We start from the raw sequence: 18867 nt of genomic DNA on the forward strand, positions 1-18867 counted from the left end.
TGCGGCACCCTAGTTTCTATGGTGTTCTAGTTGTCTGCTTATCGTGCCGTCAGGTACAACTGACGTCAATGGCGACCATGCCGAGCTCCAGGCGACTTCCCCTGGTGACGGCCGCCCGCGAAGGAGATTCAGCATGAAGTTCGCCGTCGACCTGGAACAGTGCGAGAACCACGGCCAGTGCACGTTCGCCGCACCCGGCCTGTTCGCCCTCGACGACGAAGGACAGCTCTCCTACCGAGGTGAGGCCTCGGACGAGTACACCTCGGCCGAGCTCGACGGCGCCGACGAGGACGCCGTCTCCTCGGCCGTCGACATGTGCCCGATGCAGGCGATCCGGCTGGTCGGCTGAGTGCGCCGGTTCGAAGGTCGCGTCGTCCTGGTCACCGGGGCGACGAGCGGGCTCGGTGAGGCCGTGGCCCTGCGGCTGGCGTCGGAAGGGGCGCACCTGGTCCTGACCGGGCGTCGACGCGATCGCTGCGAGGCGGTCGCCGCGGCGGCACGCGGGCACGGGGTCGAGGCGCTGGCCGTCCCCGGGGACCTGGCCGATGCCGCGGTGCCGGCGAGGCTGGTGGCGGCGGCCGTGGACCGCTGGGGGCGACTCGACGGGGCGGTGAACAACGCGGGGGTGAGCCCGCCGCCGCAACCGTCGTCGGGGTACGACGAGGAGTTGTGGCTCTCGACGCTCGAACTGAACCTCAACGCGGTGTTCCGGTGTCAGCGGGCGGAACTGGCGGTGATGGTGCCGGCCGGGCGGGGCGCCGTCGTGAACGTCGCGTCGTACACGAGCACGACGGTCCAATCGGCCGGGGTGACGTCGTACGCGGCGGCCAAGCACGGCGTCCTCGGGCTGACCCGGGCCGCGGCACGGGATCACGCCCGGGACGGCGTCCGGGTCAACGCGGTGGGACCGGGGCACATGCGCACGGCGATGATCGACCGCCTCCTGGACGAGCCCGACAAGCAGGCGCGTCTGCTGGACCGGATCCCGATGGGGCGGGTGGCCGAGCCGGCCGAGGTGGCCGGCGTCGTCGCGTTCCTGCTGTCGGACGACGCCTCGTTCGTGACCGGCCAGATCCTGGTAGCCGACGGCGGGCTCTCGATCTGAGCGGCGAGCCGGCCGTCGGCCCTCCTCGGGCCTCAGCCGGCGGAGGTCTTGGACTCCGGGTTCTCCGGCCACTTGAGCCGCTTGTAGAGCGGGTCGGTCTTGTCGCGGGTGCCGCGGAAGTGGCCGCCGGGGACGGCGTTCTCGGCGACGAGCGTGCCGTCCCACTCCATGACGACGCGGCGGTAGGTGATCCGCCAGCCGTCGTCGGCGCGCTCGAAGTAGTCGAGGTAGCGGCCGATCGACTGGTAGAGCCGGTCCTCGGAGGTCTGCATCCAGTAGGCGAAGTAGGACTCGCCGTAGGCCTCGTCGCCCTCGATCTCGAAGATCGACTGGCCCATCAGGTGGTAGATGAACTTCGAGGCCGTGGTGAAGCCGGGGTTGTTGCAGATGAACTCCGCGAACTCCTCGCCGCTGCCGCGCCAGCGGCCGTGGTCGTCGAAGGACTTCTGCGAGTAGCACGCGAGGATCCCCTCGCGGTCCTTACGGTCCACCGCCTGCTCCAGTCGGGCGACCAGCTCGGTGAGGGCCAGCTTGTCGGCCAGCGTCTCCAGGTCCGGAACCACACCCATGGGTACTCCTCGCTTCGCTCTATTGATTTGCTGTTGTGTTAAGGGCACCCTACTTGCACCCGTCCTCCCCGGGCCAGACCTGCGGAGCCGACTGGCGACGCACATCTCTATTCGATTTCTAACCATGCACGACCAATGGACAAGTAATGCTCTACCCGTCTAAGTTCTGCGCGCAGGGAGCCCGTCACCGAGACGGGAGAGCTGATCACCATTAGGAGTCTCTAGTGCCACGCAGGATCCTCACCCGGACGCGGGCCCTGAAGTTCGGAGCCGTCCTGGCTGTCGGCTGTTTGGCGCTCAGCGCTTGCAGCAGCAGCGACGACAACGCGTCGACGTCGAACGACACATCGGACAAGGCGGCACCGGCGCTGACCGGCGAACCGATCAAGATCGGCTACGGCGCGTCCCTGTCCGGCCCTCAGGCCACCAACGGCCTCGGCGCCCAGGCCGTGGCCCACGCCTGGCAGGAGTACACGAACTCGCACGGCGGTGTGAACGGCCACCCCGTCGAGATCAAGGTCGTCGACACGAAGAACACCGTGCCCGGCGCCACCTCGGTGGCCAAGCAGTTCCTCAACGACGACTCCGTCGACGCCATCTTCCTCACGGACCTGGTGGCCGAAGGCGCGATGACGAAGCTGTTCACGAACACTCCGGTCGCGATCATCTCCGGCGGCGGCTCGAGCGACCTCCTCTGGTCCGCCCTCCCCGGCGTGTTCCAGGACGTCTCCGGCTCGGACTACACCGTCAAGGCGTACGCCGACCAGGCCAAGGCGGCCGGCGGCAAGAACTTCGGCTGGGCCGCGTGCGCCGAGGTCGCCGTGTGCCAGGAGAACGGCGGCAAGGCGATGAACTACGCCAAGTCGATCGGCATGAAGGGGGTCGGCACGCAGCTGATCTCCTCCTCGGCCTCCTCCTACACGGCCGAGTGCCTCTCCTTCATCCGTGACGGCGCCGACGCGATCGCCTTCAACATCGGCTTCGCCACCGGCACGCGCTTCGCCGCGGACTGCCTCCAGCAGGGTTACACCGGCGTCTTCTCGGTTATCAACTCCGGCTTCGACCAGAAGGCCTTCGGCAAGGTCCCGGGCTTCCGTTCCGCGGGCGGCAGCAACGGCTTCCCGTGGTGGTCCAAGGCCGAGCCGGTCAAGACCTACCGCGACGCCATGGCCAAGTACTCCCCCGACGGCATCTGGACCTCGGGCAACTCCACCGCCGTCTGGTCCTCCTTCGAGCTGCTGAAGAAGGCCCTGGCGACGGCCAAGCCGTCGGAGATCACGCGTAAGACCGTCATGGACGCCATGTACACGGTCAAGAACGAGACCCTGGACGGCCTGCTTCCCGAGCCGATCACCTTCACGAAGGGCAAGCCCTCGAAGCCGGTCGGGTGCAGCTGGCTCTTCAAGTTCGACGCCGGCAAGGACAACCCCGAGAGCATCGAGCCGAACAAGTCCGGCAACGGTGCCAAGGGAGACCTCGCCAGCACCTGCATCGGCTACTGAACCGTTCCCGCAGCACTAGCGGCACGAAGCCCGCGCCCCCCTTGGGGCGCGGGCTTCGTGCCGTGATCGGACGTGTCCTCACGGTCGCTGCGAGCGAACTCATCGACTGCGAGCGGCTCATCGACGGGGCGATGGAGCGGTCGCCTGCACGATGCTCGGCGAGGCCATGGCGCCGGCCGTCGCGGCGAGGAGGTTCCGTTCGACCGAGGGGCGAGGCTTGTGCCCATCCGGGTCTCGGGCTGCACCGCGCCCCGGAGGCTCGACGGACTGAGCCTGCCGGTCGAACGGCGCCTGCCGGTCGAACGGCGACAGCTCGTCCAGCGCGCCAACACGCCACTGCCCCGGACGGGGACCGCGAGTGCGGGTCCCCATCCGGGGCAGCCAGGTGGAACGAACGCGACGCCTGATCAGGCCGCGCCCTCGCCGATGTACTTCTCGAACATGTTGCCCTGGAGCAGGCCGGCGGCGTCGCCGTCGTAGGCGATCTCGCCACGCCGCAGCACGTAGGCGTGGTCGGCGATGGCCAGTGTGCGCAGGGCGTACTGGTCGACCAGCAGGAGGGCGACGTCCTTCTCACGCAGGGTCTTCAGGAAGTCGAAGACCAGGTCCACGATGATCGGCGCGAGGCCCAACGACGGCTCGTCGACGAGAACGAGCTTGGGATTGGCCACGTACGCCGCCGACAGAGCGAGCATCTGCTGCTCGCCCCCGGAGAGGGTGCCCGCCTTCTGGGTCAGACGCTCTCCCAGCCGGGGAAAGACCGAGGCGGCGATCTCGATCGTCTCCTTGGGGCTTGTGGAGGTGGCCTGCATCAGCAGGTTCTCGCGCACCGTCAGGTTCCGGTAGACGCCGCGCCCTTCAGGGACGTGGCACATGCCGCCCTTGGCCCGGCGGGCGGCGGACGACTTCGTGACGTCCACCCCGTCGACGAGCACCTGGCCGCCGGTGGGTCGCATCAGCCCGGAGGCCACACGCAGCGACGTGGTCTTGCCGGCGCCGTTGGGGCCGATCAGAGCGGTCACCGAGCCGGGGGCCACGCTCAGCGAGACATCCCTGAGCACGGCTGTGGTGCCGTAGCTGGCGTTGACGTTCCGCAGTTCCAGAGCGGGGACTTCCGATGCGGGCGCGGCGGCACCGTTCGCCCCGGCCCGGGTGAGCTGGTCGGTCATCGGACCGCCTCCTCGATCTCGTCGATCAGGTCGTCTCGGGACTCGGTCTCCGAGCCGAGGTAGGCCGCCTGCACGATGGGGCTGGTTCGGACCTCCTCCGGGGTGCCGTGGAACAGCAGCTTGCCGAAGTCCAGGACATAGATGTCGGCGCAGATCCGCAGCACCAGGGCCATGTCGTGCTCGACCAGGAGGATGCCGCAGCCGCGGGTCTGGACCACCCGGGTCAGCGTCTCCCCGAACTTCTCGGTCTCCATCGGGTCGAGGCCGGAGGACGGCTCGTCCAGCAGCAGTGTGTCGAACGGGCCGCTGAGGCAGCGGGCCAGCTCGACCAGACGCCTCTGGCCGGTCGAGAGCTGCCCTGCGTTCACGTTGCGCAGGTCGCTGATGCCGCACAGCTCCATGGCGTACTCGGCCGCCTCGAGCGTCTCCCGGCGCTCCGACCGTGTGGCCAGGATCTGGCCGCGCAGGTTGGAGCCGGCCAGGCCGGACTCCACCCCGAGGGCGACGTTCTGACCCACCGTGAGCGAATCGGCCAGCTGCATCAACTGGAACGTCCGCCCCAGACCGCGACGACCACGCGCCGCAGCGTTGAGACCGGTGACGTCCTGGCCCTGTAGCAGCACCGACCCGGTGGCGGGGGTGAGCAGGCCGCTGGCCGCGTTGAACATCGTCGTCTTACCGGCGCCGTTGGGGCCGATCAGACCGGTGATCTGGCCGACCGGGGCCTTCAGGCTGACCTTGTCCACGGCGGTGCGGCCGCCGTACCGGATGGTCAGATCGCGGATCTCCAGGCCACTGGCGTCGGACGGCATCGACCAGGGGTCGGACTCGACCGCCTCCAGCGGGCCGGTGTCCTGCTTCCGGCCGAACCGCCGGTCGATCCAGTCGCGGGCCTTCTGCGGCAGCGTGTCGGCACCGCCCTGGGTGGCGATGAGGATGGCGAAGAAGCCGAACATCACGTTCAGCCACGGCTGGGCGTTGGGGCTGTGCCAGAACGCCGGGATCAGGGCGGAGACCACGGCCACCACCGCGTACCAGGGCTCCCGGAACGGCATCAGCGCGAGCGTCGCCACCAGCACCAGCGAGTAGTAGGCCGCGTAGTACTGGTCCCCCAGCACGACGTAGTTCACCGTGCTGCCGTAGAGGATCCCGCCGACACCGGCGATGTACCCGGCGATGCAGAACACGATCAGCTTGAGCAGGTTCGTGTTCAGGCCCAGGGTGCGAACCGCGAGCGGCGCCTCGGACAGGCCCCGCAGCGTACGGCCCAGCCGACTCGTGTGGATCACCACCATCAGCAGGGCGGTCACCACGAAGAAGGCCAGCACGACGTAGTACCAGCGCTCGTCGGATTCCATGCCGCCCGGGCGCGGCATCGGGCGCCCGGTGCCGGTGGTGCCGAAGAACCAGTCCTGCTGGTACGCCCAGGCCTCCATCGAGAGACCGAAGCCCAGCGTGGCCAGGGCCAGGAACAGGCCCTGCAGCCGGATCGCCGGGAGCGCCAGGACTGCCGCCACCGGCACCACGATCAGCGCCGAGAGCAGAACGCCGACCAGCCAGGGCAGGCCCCAGGCCTCGGCGACCTGGGCGAAGGTGACGGCGCCTATCGCGGCGAACACCGCCTGGCACAGGGAGACCATGCCGGCCGTGCGGACCAGGAGGCCGAGCGAGAACAGCACGATGGCCTGGGTCAGGCCGACGGACAGGTAGGTCAGCTGGCCGCTGAACAGGTTCGGCGCGATCAGCAGGAACACCAGGACCAGGCCACCGGCGATCAGTCGCGTGCTGGTCGGCCCGTGGTAGGGGATCTTCGGTGGCTGCTCGGAGCGCGAGGGCAGATCGAGCTTGCGCTTGGGGATGACCATGAGCGCGACCAGGAGCAGGATGAACGGCAGCGCGGTGTTCAGACCGCGCAGCGCGGGCGCGTCGATGGAGAACTTGGTGATGACGTTGGAGACCATGCCGACCGCCAGCGCACCGACGTAGGTCAGCGGGATGTTCGAGAAGGCGCCGACTGCCGCGGCGCCGAACGCCTGGACCACCAGGAAGGTCATGGTCACCGAGTCGATGCCCATGGTCGGGGCGATCAGGACGCCGGACATCGCCGCGAACGAGGAGCCGATGCTCCAGGAGAGCCGCTGCACCGCCTGCGGGCTGGTGCCGTGCAGGGCGACCAGGTCGGGGTCGTTGACCACGGCCCGCATCGCCAGGCCGGTCCGGCTGACCCGGAAGAAGTAGTAGAGCAACGCCACGGCGACCAGCGAGATCGCCATGATGGTGAGCTGGGCGTACGTGATGTTGACGCCGCCGATCCGGACCATCTCTGCCGCCTTGGGCAGGAACGGCATTGGCCGGAGGGCGTTGAAGCCGTACTTGACTGTGGCCAGCCCCTGGACCAGGAGCACGATGCCTACCGTGGCGACGGCCTTGAGTGCCGGCCGCTGGTTGCTCAGCTTGAGACTCACCGCGGACATCACCAGGCCGCACAGCGGCCCGAACACGAAGACGGCGATGAATCCGGCCAGCCACCAGCTGAGCTCGTGGTCGACGTGAAGCCAGTAGAAGACGAACGCGGCAGCGGCAGCGATCGCCCCGTGGCCGATGTTGAAGATGCCGGACGTCTTATAGGTCAGGACCAGGCCGGTGCCGGCAAGGCCCAGGACCGAGCCGGTCACCAGACCGGCAACGATGAAGGGCAAGAAGGTGTCCACGGCTTACCTCGGGTCGGGCGACGCATCGTCGCGGGCCGGACGGCTGGCGGCTCTAATAGTGTTCTAGCAAAGGACTAGCCGTCTTATAATGGTTTCGCAATCATGCTTGGACCCAGGGGTGACGTCAACCACTCCGGCGCGGTTTCAGTGCCGGGTTCTTGCGGAAGTCCCAGCTCACCAGCCGGGTGGGGCTCATCCGGAGCCAGGTGTGCCTGCCGTCGGCCACAAAATCGGGCGTGCCGGAGTACTTCTCCGCGTAACGACGCTCGACGCCGGCGAGCTCCGGTCGCGGCTCGGACGTCCGGGGCACTTCCGAGGCCACCTCGACCTCACCGGACAGCTCGACGCCGCGCAGCTCGTGGAACTCCTCCCCGGCGTCGACGACCACGGAGACCCGAGGGTCCCGCTGCAGGTCGGCCCACCGCTGGCTGCGGAAGACGGAGTTCAGCCACAGGGCGGAGCCGTCCCAGACGAACCAGAGCGGCACCACGTGCGGGTGCCCGCCGGCGCTGATCGTGGCCACCCGGCAGACCCGCTCGGCGGCCAGGAAGGCGTCCACCTCCTCGGGCGTCATCGCGATCGACCGGCCGCGTCGCTGCTCCCTCACCCGAGCACCATCCTTCGCACGTCGTCGTCGGGGACCCAGCGCGGAGCCCGGCGCTCGACGAAGGCGGCGTTGCCTTCGGTGCGGTCGTCCGAACTCAGCAGTGTGGTCATCGCGGTGTGTGTGGCCGCCCAGCCGGCCTCGTCACCGGCGGCCGCCACCGCGTGCAGCCCGGAGAACAGCTCGGCCACCGCCTCCGGCGCTCCGGCACATGTGGCCAGGGCCAGGTCCAGCGCCTCGGCGAGCACGTCCTTCGGCTCGGTCAGCCGGTTGGCCAGCCCGAGTTGATGGGCCCGCTCCGCCCCGAGCCTTCCGGCGGTGAGCATCAGCTCGACGGCGACGTTGCGCGGCAGCCGGTCCGGCGCCCGGAACAGGCCCCCGGCCGCGGGCACGCGCCCGCGCGTGGTCTCGGGCAGCGCGAACCAGGCGTCGCGGGCGGCCACCACCAGGTCGGCCGCGAGCACCAGCTCGAACCCGCCGCCCACCGCCGGTCCGCCGACCGCGGCCACCAGCGGCTTGAGCCGCCGGCGGCGGATCACGCCGTACATCCCGCCCCGTTCGGTGTGCGGGCCGGCACCGGTCCGCAGGTCGGTGCCGGCGCAGAAGAACGGCCCCTCGGCCGCGAGCACCCCGACCCGCAGCGCGGGGTCGTCGTCGAGCCGGTCGAACGCGGCATCGAGGGCGAGGGTCATCTCGGCGTTCATCGCGTTGCGCTTCTCCGGGCGGTCCAGCGTGACCAGCAGGACCGGGCCTCGCGATTCGATCCGCACGAAGTCACTCACCGAGCGCCTCGCTCCAACCGAGCCATCCGGCCAGCCCGCGGCCGCAGACGAGCGCCCGCTCGGCATCGGACAGCCCGGGCAGGTGGTTCACGAAGACGTCGACGAGGTCGGCGTAGGGCACCGGCAACCGGGACAGGTCGGAGCCGAAGAACACCCGCTCGGCGCCGAACGCCTCGACCAGGCGGTACACGGCCTCGGTGATCGACGGGTACGGGCGCGCCTCCGCGGCCAGGTCGAGGAAGCAGGGCAGCGCCGAGGCCTTGACCGCGAGGTTCGGGTACTTGGCCAGCCCGGCCAGCGGCGCGACCGCCTCGGCCAGGGGGAGATCGGACGTCTCGACCGCGGCGTGGTCGACCGCGATCTTCAGGCCGGGGTACTCCTCGGCGAGGTCGCGGTAGAGGTCGTACCGGCCGGGAGCGTAGATGCTGAGGGGCACGCCGAACCGCTCGGCCGCGGCGAAGAAGCCGCTGCGCCGGGCCGCGGTCAGGACGCCGAGGACGTCGCCACGGTTGAGCGACATCCGGATCGCCCGCATCCCGGCGATCGAGCGCCAGTCGGCCAGCCGCTCGGCCTCGGCGGGACTGCCGGTGGCCCAGCGGCAGATCGCGCCGAACCGGGAGGGGTCGGCGGCCGCCGTGGCCAGCACGTAGTCGTTGCGCGACCCCTCCCAGGTCGGGCCGAGCAGCAGGGCTCCGAAGACGCCCGCGCGGGTCAGCTCGCCGGCCACCTCAGGCACTTCCAGCGGCACCGGACGCTGCGGCTCGATGGCGTCGGCCGGCCAGGGGCGCTGCGGCGTGGACGCCTTCCAGACATGGATCTGCGCGTCGAGGATCAGCATCGCGTCAGAAGTCCCGGCCGACCCAGGCCTCGCGGGCCTGCGCCCACGGATCGGTCACCGTCTCGCTCGGTGCCCCGAAGCGGCGGACCGTCCCGGCCACGCCGTGGACCGGCCACCCCGGGTCGCCGTCGCGGACGAACGCCACCCAGGCGGCGTGCACCTCGTCGGCCACGGCCTGCGGGGCGTCGGTCCCTCGCAGCTCGATGCCCCAGGGATCGTCGAGGGTGTCGAAGACGAACGGGATCTCGAGGGTGTGGCAGGCGCCGACGCGGCCGTCGTACGTCGAGGGCCGCCAGGCGAACTGGTAGGCGTGCGTGTCCTCCCGGCGCGCGGCGACGAGCCGCTCGGTGGGGGCGACGCAGAACCAGTCGGACTGGATCGCGACGAACAGCTCCGCCGGGCTCGCGTCCGGACGCCGGGCGCGGTAGGTCGCGATCACCGCGTCGGGGTCGGGGCAGATCCGTGCGGTGGTGGCCCGCAGGGCGTCCTCGGTCAGCTTGTCCCACATCCCGGTGGGGGCGACGAAGAGGCCGTACTCCTCGGTGTTGGCGCCGATCAGCAGGTCGACGTCGGGGCTCGCGCCGGCGGCTATGGCCGGGAAGGGGTGCTCGGGGAGGATGTCGCCGTCGACGACCGGCTGGAAGGTCAGCCGCGTGAAGCCGGCGAACCGCGGGTCCTGGCCGGAGGTCAGCCGGTTCATCACGACGTTGGTCGCCGCGTGCAGCCGGTCTTCCGGCACCGCGGCCATCGCCTCGGCCGTCGGCTTGGTCCCCAGCTCGCCGGCCAGCTCGGCCGCCACCAGTTGCGCCCGCTCGACGGTGTGGACATGGTGGGCGGTGCCGCTCTGCGAGATCGCCCGGCGGAACAGCCCCCGGGCCCGCGGCACGGCCAGCAGGGTGCAGACGGCCATCGCGCCCGCCGATTCCCCGGAGAGCGTCACCCGGGCCGGGTCGCCCCCGAAGGCCGCGATCTCGGCCTGGACCCACTCAAGGGCGGCGACGATGTCGAGCAGACCCCGGTTGGGGACGGCGTCCGGGAAGAACCCGAAACCCTCGGCGGCCAGGCGGTAGTTGATCGTCACCGCGACGACGCCGTCCCGGGCGAACGCCGTACCGTCGAAGGCGGTGGTCGAGCCGGCTCCGGTGGCGAATCCACCGCCGTGCACGAAGACCAGGACCGGCGCCTTGCCCGTGACGTCCGGGGTCCACACGTTCAGGTTCAGACCGTTGCGCCCGGGACGTCTCGGGTCCGGCAGAAGGGCGTCCAGCACAGCCGATCGCTGCGGCGGGGTGGAGACCGTGGCGCCGTACTCCGTCGCGTCGGCCACGCCCTCGTGCGGCTCCGGCGGGTGGGGCGCTGCGAACCGGGCCTGGCCGACGGGGGCGGCCGCGTACGGGATCCCCTTGAAGGACCAGCCGCTGCTCGTCGGTGCGCCACGGAAGGTGCCCTGCCGGGTGATCACATCCACTATTGCACTCCTCAACAAGCTTCAACTTGTGTTGTTATTATGCAACACCATTGCAGACGCGCGAAAGGTAGTGCCCCATGTCCTTGGACGAGGTCTCCCGGCTCCGGATCCTGACCGCGCCCGGCGGAGCGTTCCCGCTGGCCCAGGTCGACCTCGGCCACGGCCCCTTGGAGGTGTTCGACCGGGATCCCCGCACCATGCGGGACGCGTTCCTGGCCACCGCCGCGCATGCCGACCGGATCGCTCTCGTGTACCAGGACCGCCGCTGGACCTACCAGGACCAGTGGGACACGGTGGTCGCCCTCGCCCACGCGCTCCAAGGGCTGGGGGTCGTCAAGGGCGACCGCGTCGGGATCGCGATGCGCAACTACCCCGAGTTCGTCTTCACGTTCTGGGCCGCCCAGCTGATCGGCGCCGTGATCGTGCCCTACAACGGCTGGCTGCGGACCCGGGAACTGGCCGAGGTCGTCGCGGAGTCCCGGCCGGTGGTGCTGGTGGCCGACCGCGAGCGGATCGCTCTGCTGGCCGAGGAGGATCTGGCCGCCAGCGGCGTGCGGACCGTGGTCGCGGTGCGCTGCGACGAGACGCCCGCGGCTCGGGTGGACGTGGTGGACTTCGACGCCCTGGTGGCGGGTGCCGGCGACGTGGCCGCCCCGCCTGACGTCGAGGTCGCCCCCGGGGACCCGTCGACAATCATGTTCACGTCCGGGACCACGGCCAAGCCCAAGGGCGCGATGCACACGCACCGCAACCACTCGGCGTCGCTGCTCAACAAGCTGATCCGGGCGATGCGGATCGAACCGGCCACCCCCGACGGCCCGCACGAGATCCTGCCGCCGGCGCCCTCGACCAAGGTCGTGACCTTCCCGTTCTTCCACATCGCGGGCCTGAACACCCTCTACACGGCCGCGTACTCCGGGCACTGCCTGGTGCTCATGTACAAGTGGAACGCCGACGAGGCGGTCCGCCTGGTGGAGACGGAACGGGCCAACGAGCTGGCCGGGCCTCCGTTCGTGATCCAGACCTTCCTGGAAGCCGCGGTCGGGCACGACCTGGACAGTCTGCGGGTGATCGGGATGGGCGGGTCGGCCGCGCCGACCAAGGTGATCGCCGCAGTGGCCGAGCGGTTCGGTGACCGGGTCACCCCACGCACGGGCTACGGGCTGACCGAGACGACGTCGGGCGTGATCTCGATCTCGGCGGCCGACTTCGCCAGGCACCCGGACAGTGTGGGGCGCCCGCTGCCCACCGCCGAAGTGGCGATCCTGGGCGAGGAGGGGCAGCGGCTCGGCGTCGACGAGGAGGGCGAGATCGCGATCCGCGGCCCCCAGGTGGTGGCCGGCTACCTCGGGATGCCCGACGCGGCGGACTTCCGCGACGGCTGGTTCCGCACGGGCGACCTCGGCAAGATCGACGACGCCGGTCTGATCTACATCGTCGGGCGGCTCAAGGACACCGTGATCCGCGGCGGAGAGAACATCCAATGCGCCGAGGTCGAGGCCGTGCTCAACGCCCACCCCGACGTCGTCGAGGCAGCCGCGCTGGGAGCGCCGCACCCGAAGCTGGGCGAGGAACTCGTCGCCGTCGTCCGGCTCCGGCCCGGCAGCAGGCTCGACGCCGAAGAGCTGCGCGGCTTCGCCGCCGGTCACCTGGCCGCGTTCAAGGTGCCGGTCCGGATCGCTCTGATCGACGACGCCCTCCCCCGCACCTCCACCGGCAAGGTGGTCAAGCGGGACATCCCGAAAACGCTGTCGCTGGGCGACCTGCTGCAGCCGACCGCAGGCTGACCCGATGAGCGAGCTGCGCTGGAGCGTCCGCACCAGCTTCTTCCAGTACCTCGCCGGGCTGCGCGACGGTCGCGCCTCGGTCTCCGACGGCGCGACCCTCACTGCCGACGACCCGCAGCTCGTGATCTACCCGGCCGACCCCGACCGAAGCGACGACGGCGTACTGGCCTTCCGCGGCGACCTCCGGCTGGGCGGCCACGGCGGCCTGCTGTTCGTCCGCCTGGCGAACCCGCGCATCAGGCTCGGGCCCCCTGCCGTCCTCTCGGTCGACGACCCGCTGACGGAGGACGGCAGCGGTCCACGGCTGGACCTGGTCACGCTGCGGTTGGCCCCCGACGAGGAGGGCGGCTGGTCCGGCACCGACGTACAGCTCACCGAGGCCGGCGTCGGCCTGTTCAACCACGTCTACGCCGCGGGCGACGCCTTCGACCCCCTGACCGTGCGTTGACGGCAGCGCTGACGGAGGACGGCAGCGGTCCACGGCTGGACCTGGTCACGCTGCGGTTGGCCCCCGACGAGGAGGGCGGCTGGTCCGGCACCGACGTACAGCTCACCGAGGCCGGCGTCGGCCTGTTCAACCACGTCTACGCCGCGGGCGACGCCTTCGACCCCCTGACCGTGCGTTGACGGCAGTGATGGTCGATGGCGTCCGACCCGCGGTCGTCGCCCGTCTCAGGCCTTGCGCTCCGGCTCGGGTGAGCTGACGTTGAACAGCACGTGGTTGCCTCCGTCGACGACGATCGACTCGCCGGTGACGTGCCCGGAGAGCGGCGAGAGCAGGAACAGCAGCACACTGGCGATGTCCGACGGGTAGGCCAGCTTGCCCAGCGGCGTCTTGTCGATGTTGGCCTGCACGAGCTCAGGGGTCCAGCGCGGGTTGGCCTGCTGGCGCGGCGTCCGGATGGTGCCCGGCGCCACCGCGTTGACCCGGACCCCGAGCGGGCCCAGCTCCACCGCTGACGTCCGGACCAAGGACATGAGTGCCGCCTTCATCGCCCCGTACGCGGCCAGCTTGGGAGAGCTGCCAAGCCCGGCCACCGATGCGACGAAGGCCATCGAGCCTCCGGTGCCGGTGCGCTCCCAGAACTTCGCGGCACAGCTGATCGCCAGGTACGCGTGCTTGAGCACGATGTCGAGGTGGAACAGCCAGTCGTCGTCGGACAGGTCCTGGACCTGCTTGTAGATCGACAGGCCGACGATGTCGACGACGCCGTCGAGGCGCCCGCACCGCTCTTCCACGAAGTCGAACAGGGCCGCCATCGAGTCACGGTCGGTGATGTCGCCCGTCCAGGCAATGCCGCCGACCTCGGCCGCCACCTTCTCGGCCCGCTCCTGGTCACGGTCGACGCACACCGCCGTGGCGCCGAAGGCGGACAGCGCGTGCGCCGTCTGCCGCCCGATGCCGAAGCCGGCGCCGAGGACCACGTGCACCTGGCCGTCGAGCCGCATCAGGCTCGCGTAGTCGGGCGTCCAGTCGGCGTCCCGATCCGTCCACTGCTCCTTCACCGGGCCACCTCCGCCGCCACGGGGTCCTGGTCGGGCTTGGCCGATGCGGCCCCCTTGCGCCAGTCCACGGCCCCGTCCTCGATCGTCGCGTGCGCCACCCGCCCGCCGTGGATCTCGGCCCAGTGCGCGTGGTTGATCTGGTGCAGGCTGAAGCAGGCCTGCAGCGAGTTGTAGAAGCCCATGTTGTCCTGGGTCTGGTTGACCGCCTCCTTGATCATCAAGGCGGTCATGGTCGGCCGCTTGGCGATCTCGCGGGCGTACTCCAAGGTCCGCTCGACCAGCTCGTCGGCCGGGAAGATCTGGCTGACCATGCCGATCCGATGGGCCTCGTCGATGCTGACGTCACCGCCGGTGAGCATCAGCTCCTTGGTCCGCCGCAGGCCGAACTCCCACGGGTGGGCGAAGTACTCGACACCGCACATGCCCAGCCGCGTGCCGACGGGGTCGGAGAACGTCGTGCCCTCGGCACCGACGATCAGGTCGCAGGACCACGCGAAGGTCAAGCCGGCCGCGTGGACAGGCCCTTGCACCGAGCAGACGGTGATCTTGCGCAGATTCCGCCACCGCAGCGAGTTCTGGTAGTAGTAATGCCACTCCTGGACCATGCGCTTCTCGGCGCTGACCTTGGTGGCCCCGTTCAGCCGGAACGTCGGGTGCTGCTCCGGTCCCTCGGCCCGCTCCACCGCCCGCTCCGGCGTGCCCATGTCGTGGCCGGAGGAGAACGTCATGCCGTTGCCGGCGAGGATCACCACGCGCACCGTGTCGTCCGCCTCCGCCCGGAGCATCGCCTCGTCCAGCTCGACGAGCAGGCTGCGGCTCTGGGCGTTGCGGTAGCGCGGCCGGTTCAGCGTGATCCGGGCGATGGTCCCCTCGTCCAGCAATTCGTAGGTGATGAACCGGTAGTCCGGCATGGTGGTCCTTCCTCGGGGATCGGTCACTTGACGGCGATCGGGTTGAGCGGCGATCCGACCGCTCCGGTCACGGTGAGCGGCTGCGCGCTCAGGAGGAACTCGTAGACGCCGTCGGCGGCACAGTCCGCGGCCAGTTCCTCGAGGTCCCAGATCTCCCCGATCAGCACACCGGCGTTGACCAGGAAGATCACGTGCAGGGCGAACTTGGCCTCGGGCAGCGACTCGCTCGGCACGCTCTCGAGGCCCCAGGTGTCACCCGCGACCGCGGCGATCTCCCGCGGCAGCAGGTAGTCGGCGCTGCTGACACCGAGGCCGGGTGCGGGACCGGCGGCGTAGTCGCCCCAGTGCTCCTGCCCCTCGCCCCTCCGCCGGAGCATGTGTCCGGTGCGGATCAGGACGATGTCGCCCGGGCCGATCTCGACGCCCTGGGCCTTCGCGCAGGCCTCCAGGTCGACGTCCTGGATGGCGTCCTCGGGCTCCAGCCAGTCGACGCCGTAGAACCGTGGGAAGTCGAGCAGGACACCGCGGCCGACCACCCGGTCGGCCACCTGGGCGATGCTGTTGTGGACCGCACCTTGGCTGGTCACGCTCTCGGGACCGTGCCCGTTGTAGGTGACGCCGTCGTAGAAGACGTGGCAGAAGGCGTCCCATTGGGTGGCGCACTGCAACGGCATGTAGATGCCGTCGTCGGTGGACTGCATGCCGTGCCGGGCGTTCTCCCAGTCGGCCAGCAGGTCACCCCCGTGCTTGTACATCTGGTGCTGAGGGTTCACGCGTGCTGTCCGGGAGGGCATGGGGCCGTTGCGGTCGAGCGGGATGGCCAGGGAGAACGTCTTGCCCGTGCGTACGAGCGCGGCCGCCGCTGCCACCCGTTCGGGAGTGATGTGGTTGAGCGCGCCGGCCTCGTCGTCCGCCCCCCACTTGCCCCAGGTGCGGTAGCGGAGCGCGAGCGCGTCGAGTTCGGGCTTGGTGTACCGGCGACGCGGTGAGACGGTGCGGCGGGTGCTGATCGGAACGCTCCTCGGTGCGGTGGGTCTGCGGGTGCAAGGGGATGGAGCCGGCCCGCCCGGCCCGACTCGTCGGTGAGCCGGGCGGGCCGGGTTCAGGCGGGGAAGCCGTACGTCTTGAGGTTCGCGAACATGTCGATGCCGGTACGGCCGCCCAGCTCGCGACCGACGCCGGAGCGCTTGGTGCCTCCGAACGGCGCCTCGGTCGGCGAGCCCAGGAAGGTGTTCACCCCGACGCCGCCGGTGTCGATCCGGCCGGCCACCGCCAGCGCCTCCTCGGCCTCACCGAAGACGGCACCGCCGAGGCCGTAGGGGCTGTCGTTGGCGAGCCGCACCGCGGCCTCGGTGTCGGCCACTCGGTAGACCACGCCGAGCGGGCCGAACGCCTCCTCGCGGTAGAGCCTCATCTCGGGGGTGACGCCGGTGATCACCGCGGGCTTGAAGAACGACCCCGGCCCGTCCACCTTGCCGCCCTCCAGCAGCACCGTGGCGCCCTTGGCGACGGCGTCGTCGAGCTGCTCCTGCAGCAGGTCGGCCGCGGCCTGGCTGGACATCGGGCCGACGGTCACGTTCTCGTCGAACGGGTCGCCCACCACCTGCGAAGCGAACGCGGCGACGTACTTCTCGGTGAAGTCGTCGGCGATGCCCTCGGTGGCGATGACCCGCTTGGGCAGGGCGCACGCCTGCCCACCCAGCACGAGACGGCAGGTGGCGGCGGTGCCGGCGGCGAGGTCGACGTCGGCCGAGTCCAGCACGATGAAGGCGTCGGAGCCGCCCAGTTCCAGGACCACCGGCTTGATGTGCCGGCCGGCCTGCTCGCCGACGGCCGAGCCCGCGCGGTCGGAGCCGGTGAGCGTCACGGCGCGTACACGGTCGTCGGCGATCAGCGTCGAAACCTGGTCGGTCGAGGCCAGGAGGGTCTGGTAGCAGCCCTCGGGAAAGCCGGCCTCGCGGAAGATCTCGTCGAACATCAGCGTCGAGCCGGGGCAGATCTCGGCCGGCTTCACCATCACGGTGTTACCGAGGATCAGGTTGGGGGCAGTGGCCCGCATCGCCTGGTAGAGCGGCGCGTTCCACGGCTCGATCCCGAGGACGACGCCGACCGGCTCGCGGCGCAGCACCAGCTTCGAGAAGCCGGCCGACTCGATCACCTCGTCGGCGAGCTGGGCCTCGCCGTGCTCGGCGTAGTAGCGGAACATGCTCACCGCGCCGGAGCCCTCGCCCAGGGAGTAGGGGAGGGTCTTGCCCATCTCCAGCGTGGCCTGCCGGGCCAGCTCCGGGAGCTTGGCCTCGATCAGGTCGGCCACCTTGACGAACAGCGCGACGCGCTCGGCGATCGGCACCTCGCGCCAGGTCAGATAGGCCTGGTGGGCCAGCGCCAGCTTGGCCTCGAGCTCGTCGTCGCTCAGGAACGGGTACTCGCGCAGCGTCTCACCGGTGGCGGGGTTGTGTGTCCGGTAGGTACGTGTCGTGGGGATCGTTGCGGTCACCGGAGTCCTCCAGGCGGGCACGTCGCTGTAATGGTCCAGGGAAGCTCTATTCGGTTCGAACAATAATGCAGCCTTCCCTTGTGGCCAAGACCAAGATGGTTACAGGATAAGTAGAACCACAATTGGCTCGCGTCCGACCCACCATCCGAGGTGCCGCATGGAGATCGACCTGCTCGACCCCGCCCACTACGTCGAGGGTCAGCCCTATGAGCTATACAAGTGGCTGCGCGAGAACGACCCGGTGCACTGGCACGCGGAGCACGACGGCGGCCCCGGCTTCTACGCCCTCACCCGGTACGCGGACGTCAAGGCGCTGGAGACGGAGTCGGACACCTATGGCAACGCCCCGACCACACTCATCAGCGACACGGCCGTGCAGGGGGACGCGACCCACCAGCACCTGATCTTCTCCGACCCGCCGCACCACACCCCGCACCGCAAGCTGCTCAGCCCGGAACTGAGCGTGATGGCGGTCCGGTCCCAGCAGGACGTGCTGGAAGGGCTGGTCAACGACATCATCGACCGCGTCATCGAGAAGGGTGAGTGCAACTTCGTCGACGACATCGCGGGCCGGATGGCCAGCTTCGTCATGGCGGACCTGATCGGCCTCCCGCGCGAGCAGTCGCTGGTGATGTTCGACGCCGCGGCCACCCTGGCACGGGGCACCGACCCGTCCTACGGCATCGGTGCCGAGGCCATCTCGACGCTCTACTCCTGGGCCAGCGACGCCTACCGGGAGCGGATCTCCGAGCCCCGCGAGGACATGCTGACCAAGATCGCCCACGCGGAGGTACTGGACATTCCGTTCGACGAGCACCAGTTCCAGCTGGACTTCCAGCTGCTGGTCTCGGCCGGCAGCGACACCTCGCGCAACGTGCTCGCCACCGGCATGAACCGGCTGTTCCAGCACCCCGAGGCGCACCGCGCACTCGTCGAGGACCCGTCGCTGGTGCCCCAGGCGGTGGAGGAGATGCTTCGGTTCGACCCGCCCATCGTGTTCCAGCGCCGCACCGCCACCCGCGACGCCGAATTCGCCGGTGTCGCCGTGACCAAGGGGACCAAGCTGGTCAGCTACTACGGCGCGGCCAACCGGGACCCGGAGATGTTCGCCGACCCGGACACCTTCGACATCCACCGTTCTCCCAACCCGCACCTCGCGTTCGGCGCCGGGCGGCACTTCTGCCTCGGCTCGCACCTGGCCCGGGCCGAACTGGTGGCCATGTTCACGGCGCTGGTCACCCGGCTGCCCGACCTGCGCCCGGCCGGCGAGGTGGCGTGGCACCAGCACCCGCAGACCCCCTCGGTGGTGGGGCCGTTCGAGATCCCGGTCCGTTTCACCCCGGGCGAGCGGGTCGGGGACGCCGTGCTCGCCTGAATCGAGCCAGTAATGCTCATGTTATGTTGAAGTCATTCATCGA

The 18867-nt window shown here is 70.1% G+C and carries 18 protein-coding genes; 7 read left to right on the forward strand and 11 right to left on the reverse strand.

From position 1 onward, the window contains the following. Window positions 1-133 precede the first annotated feature (133 nt). Both AB0I54_RS34115 and AB0I54_RS34120 read left to right on the forward strand, forming a co-directional pair. On the forward strand, window positions 134-349 hold the full coding sequence (locus AB0I54_RS34115) for a ferredoxin (protein ID WP_363300116.1): 216 nt from the start codon (window positions 134-136) through the stop codon (window positions 347-349). Continuing rightward, window positions 350-1105 carry an SDR family NAD(P)-dependent oxidoreductase gene (locus AB0I54_RS34120; protein WP_363300117.1) on the forward strand — a complete coding sequence of 252 codons (756 nt, stop codon included), beginning with the start codon at window positions 350-352 and terminating at the stop codon, window positions 1103-1105. A 32-nt stretch (window positions 1106-1137) separates the two neighbouring features. Here AB0I54_RS34120 and AB0I54_RS34125 read toward each other — a convergent pair whose 3' ends face one another. Then, window positions 1138-1674 (reverse strand): nuclear transport factor 2 family protein, encoded by a 537-nt coding sequence (locus AB0I54_RS34125; protein WP_363300118.1) that lies wholly within the window; start codon window positions 1672-1674, stop codon window positions 1138-1140. A 224-nt stretch (window positions 1675-1898) separates the two neighbouring features. Between AB0I54_RS34125 and AB0I54_RS34130 the strand changes: the two genes are divergently transcribed. Then, window positions 1899-3176: an ABC transporter substrate-binding protein gene (locus AB0I54_RS34130; RefSeq protein ID WP_363300119.1), complete on the forward strand. Its 1278-nt coding sequence runs from the start codon at window positions 1899-1901 to the stop codon at window positions 3174-3176. 407 nt (window positions 3177-3583) lie between these two features. Here the strand turns inward: AB0I54_RS34130 and AB0I54_RS34135 are convergent, their stop codons facing one another. From AB0I54_RS34135 to AB0I54_RS34160, 6 genes are all read right to left on the reverse strand, one after another. Then, window positions 3584-4345, reverse strand: coding sequence for an ABC transporter ATP-binding protein (locus AB0I54_RS34135; RefSeq protein WP_363300120.1), 762 nt, complete (start codon window positions 4343-4345; stop codon window positions 3584-3586). After that, on the reverse strand, window positions 4342-7056 hold the full coding sequence (locus AB0I54_RS34140) for a branched-chain amino acid ABC transporter permease/ATP-binding protein (RefSeq protein WP_363300121.1): 2715 nt from the start codon (window positions 7054-7056) through the stop codon (window positions 4342-4344). Before AB0I54_RS34140 ends, AB0I54_RS34135 begins: the two co-directional genes overlap by 4 nt. A 124-nt stretch (window positions 7057-7180) precedes the next feature. Next, window positions 7181-7630 (reverse strand): pyridoxamine 5'-phosphate oxidase family protein, encoded by a 450-nt coding sequence (locus tag AB0I54_RS34145; protein ID WP_363300197.1) that lies wholly within the window; start codon window positions 7628-7630, stop codon window positions 7181-7183. A gap of 29 nt (window positions 7631-7659) precedes the next feature. Further along, on the reverse strand, window positions 7660-8442 hold the full coding sequence (locus AB0I54_RS34150; RefSeq protein WP_363300122.1) for an enoyl-CoA hydratase-related protein: 783 nt from the start codon (window positions 8440-8442) through the stop codon (window positions 7660-7662). Then, window positions 8435-9280: an amidohydrolase family protein gene (locus AB0I54_RS34155; protein ID WP_363300123.1), complete on the reverse strand. Its 846-nt coding sequence runs from the start codon at window positions 9278-9280 to the stop codon at window positions 8435-8437. Before AB0I54_RS34155 ends, AB0I54_RS34150 begins: the two co-directional genes overlap by 8 nt. Before the next feature lie 4 nt (window positions 9281-9284). Then, the gene (locus AB0I54_RS34160) at window positions 9285-10748 is read right to left on the reverse strand and encodes a carboxylesterase family protein (RefSeq protein WP_363300124.1); all 1464 of its coding nucleotides are present in this window, start codon (window positions 10746-10748) and stop codon (window positions 9285-9287) included. A gap of 77 nt (window positions 10749-10825) precedes the next feature. Between AB0I54_RS34160 and AB0I54_RS34165 the strand changes: the two genes are divergently transcribed. From AB0I54_RS34165 to AB0I54_RS34175, 3 genes are read left to right on the forward strand one after another with little or no spacing between them, the layout of a single operon-like run. Next, window positions 10826-12535 (forward strand): class I adenylate-forming enzyme family protein, encoded by a 1710-nt coding sequence (locus AB0I54_RS34165; protein ID WP_363300125.1) that lies wholly within the window; start codon window positions 10826-10828, stop codon window positions 12533-12535. A 4-nt stretch (window positions 12536-12539) separates the two neighbouring features. After that, the gene (locus tag AB0I54_RS34170) at window positions 12540-12983 is read left to right on the forward strand and encodes an HtaA domain-containing protein (protein ID WP_363300126.1); all 444 of its coding nucleotides are present in this window, start codon (window positions 12540-12542) and stop codon (window positions 12981-12983) included. Then, the gene (locus tag AB0I54_RS34175) at window positions 12980-13162 is read left to right on the forward strand and encodes an HtaA domain-containing protein (protein ID WP_363300127.1); all 183 of its coding nucleotides are present in this window, start codon (window positions 12980-12982) and stop codon (window positions 13160-13162) included. The genes AB0I54_RS34170 and AB0I54_RS34175 overlap by 4 nt, the downstream gene beginning before the upstream one ends. Before the next feature lie 45 nt (window positions 13163-13207). On the opposite strand, the gene AB0I54_RS34180 is transcribed toward AB0I54_RS34175, so the two are convergent. From AB0I54_RS34180 to AB0I54_RS34195, 4 genes are all read right to left on the reverse strand, one after another. Further along, on the reverse strand, window positions 13208-14041 hold the full coding sequence (locus AB0I54_RS34180; protein WP_363300128.1) for an SDR family oxidoreductase: 834 nt from the start codon (window positions 14039-14041) through the stop codon (window positions 13208-13210). Continuing rightward, window positions 14038-14952, reverse strand: coding sequence for an enoyl-CoA hydratase (locus AB0I54_RS34185; RefSeq protein ID WP_363300129.1), 915 nt, complete (start codon window positions 14950-14952; stop codon window positions 14038-14040). The genes AB0I54_RS34180 and AB0I54_RS34185 overlap by 4 nt, the downstream gene beginning before the upstream one ends. A 23-nt stretch (window positions 14953-14975) precedes the next feature. Next, entirely contained in the window at window positions 14976-15821 is an 846-nt protein-coding gene (locus AB0I54_RS34190) for a cyclase family protein (protein WP_363300130.1), read from the reverse strand. Between the two features lie 233 nt (window positions 15822-16054). Next, window positions 16055-17449 carry an aldehyde dehydrogenase family protein gene (locus tag AB0I54_RS34195; RefSeq protein WP_363300131.1) on the reverse strand — a complete coding sequence of 465 codons (1395 nt, stop codon included), beginning with the start codon at window positions 17447-17449 and terminating at the stop codon, window positions 16055-16057. A 157-nt stretch (window positions 17450-17606) separates the two neighbouring features. Here AB0I54_RS34195 and AB0I54_RS34200 point away from each other — a divergent pair, with 157 nt between their 5' ends. Continuing rightward, the gene (locus AB0I54_RS34200; RefSeq protein ID WP_363300132.1) at window positions 17607-18824 is read left to right on the forward strand and encodes a cytochrome P450; all 1218 of its coding nucleotides are present in this window, start codon (window positions 17607-17609) and stop codon (window positions 18822-18824) included. The last annotated feature ends 43 nt before the right edge of the window (window positions 18825-18867 follow it).

Origin of the sequence: Streptomyces sp. NPDC050625 (genome assembly GCF_040654755.1) — a bacterium.
Lineage (GTDB): Bacteria > Actinomycetota > Actinomycetes > Streptomycetales > Streptomycetaceae > Streptomyces.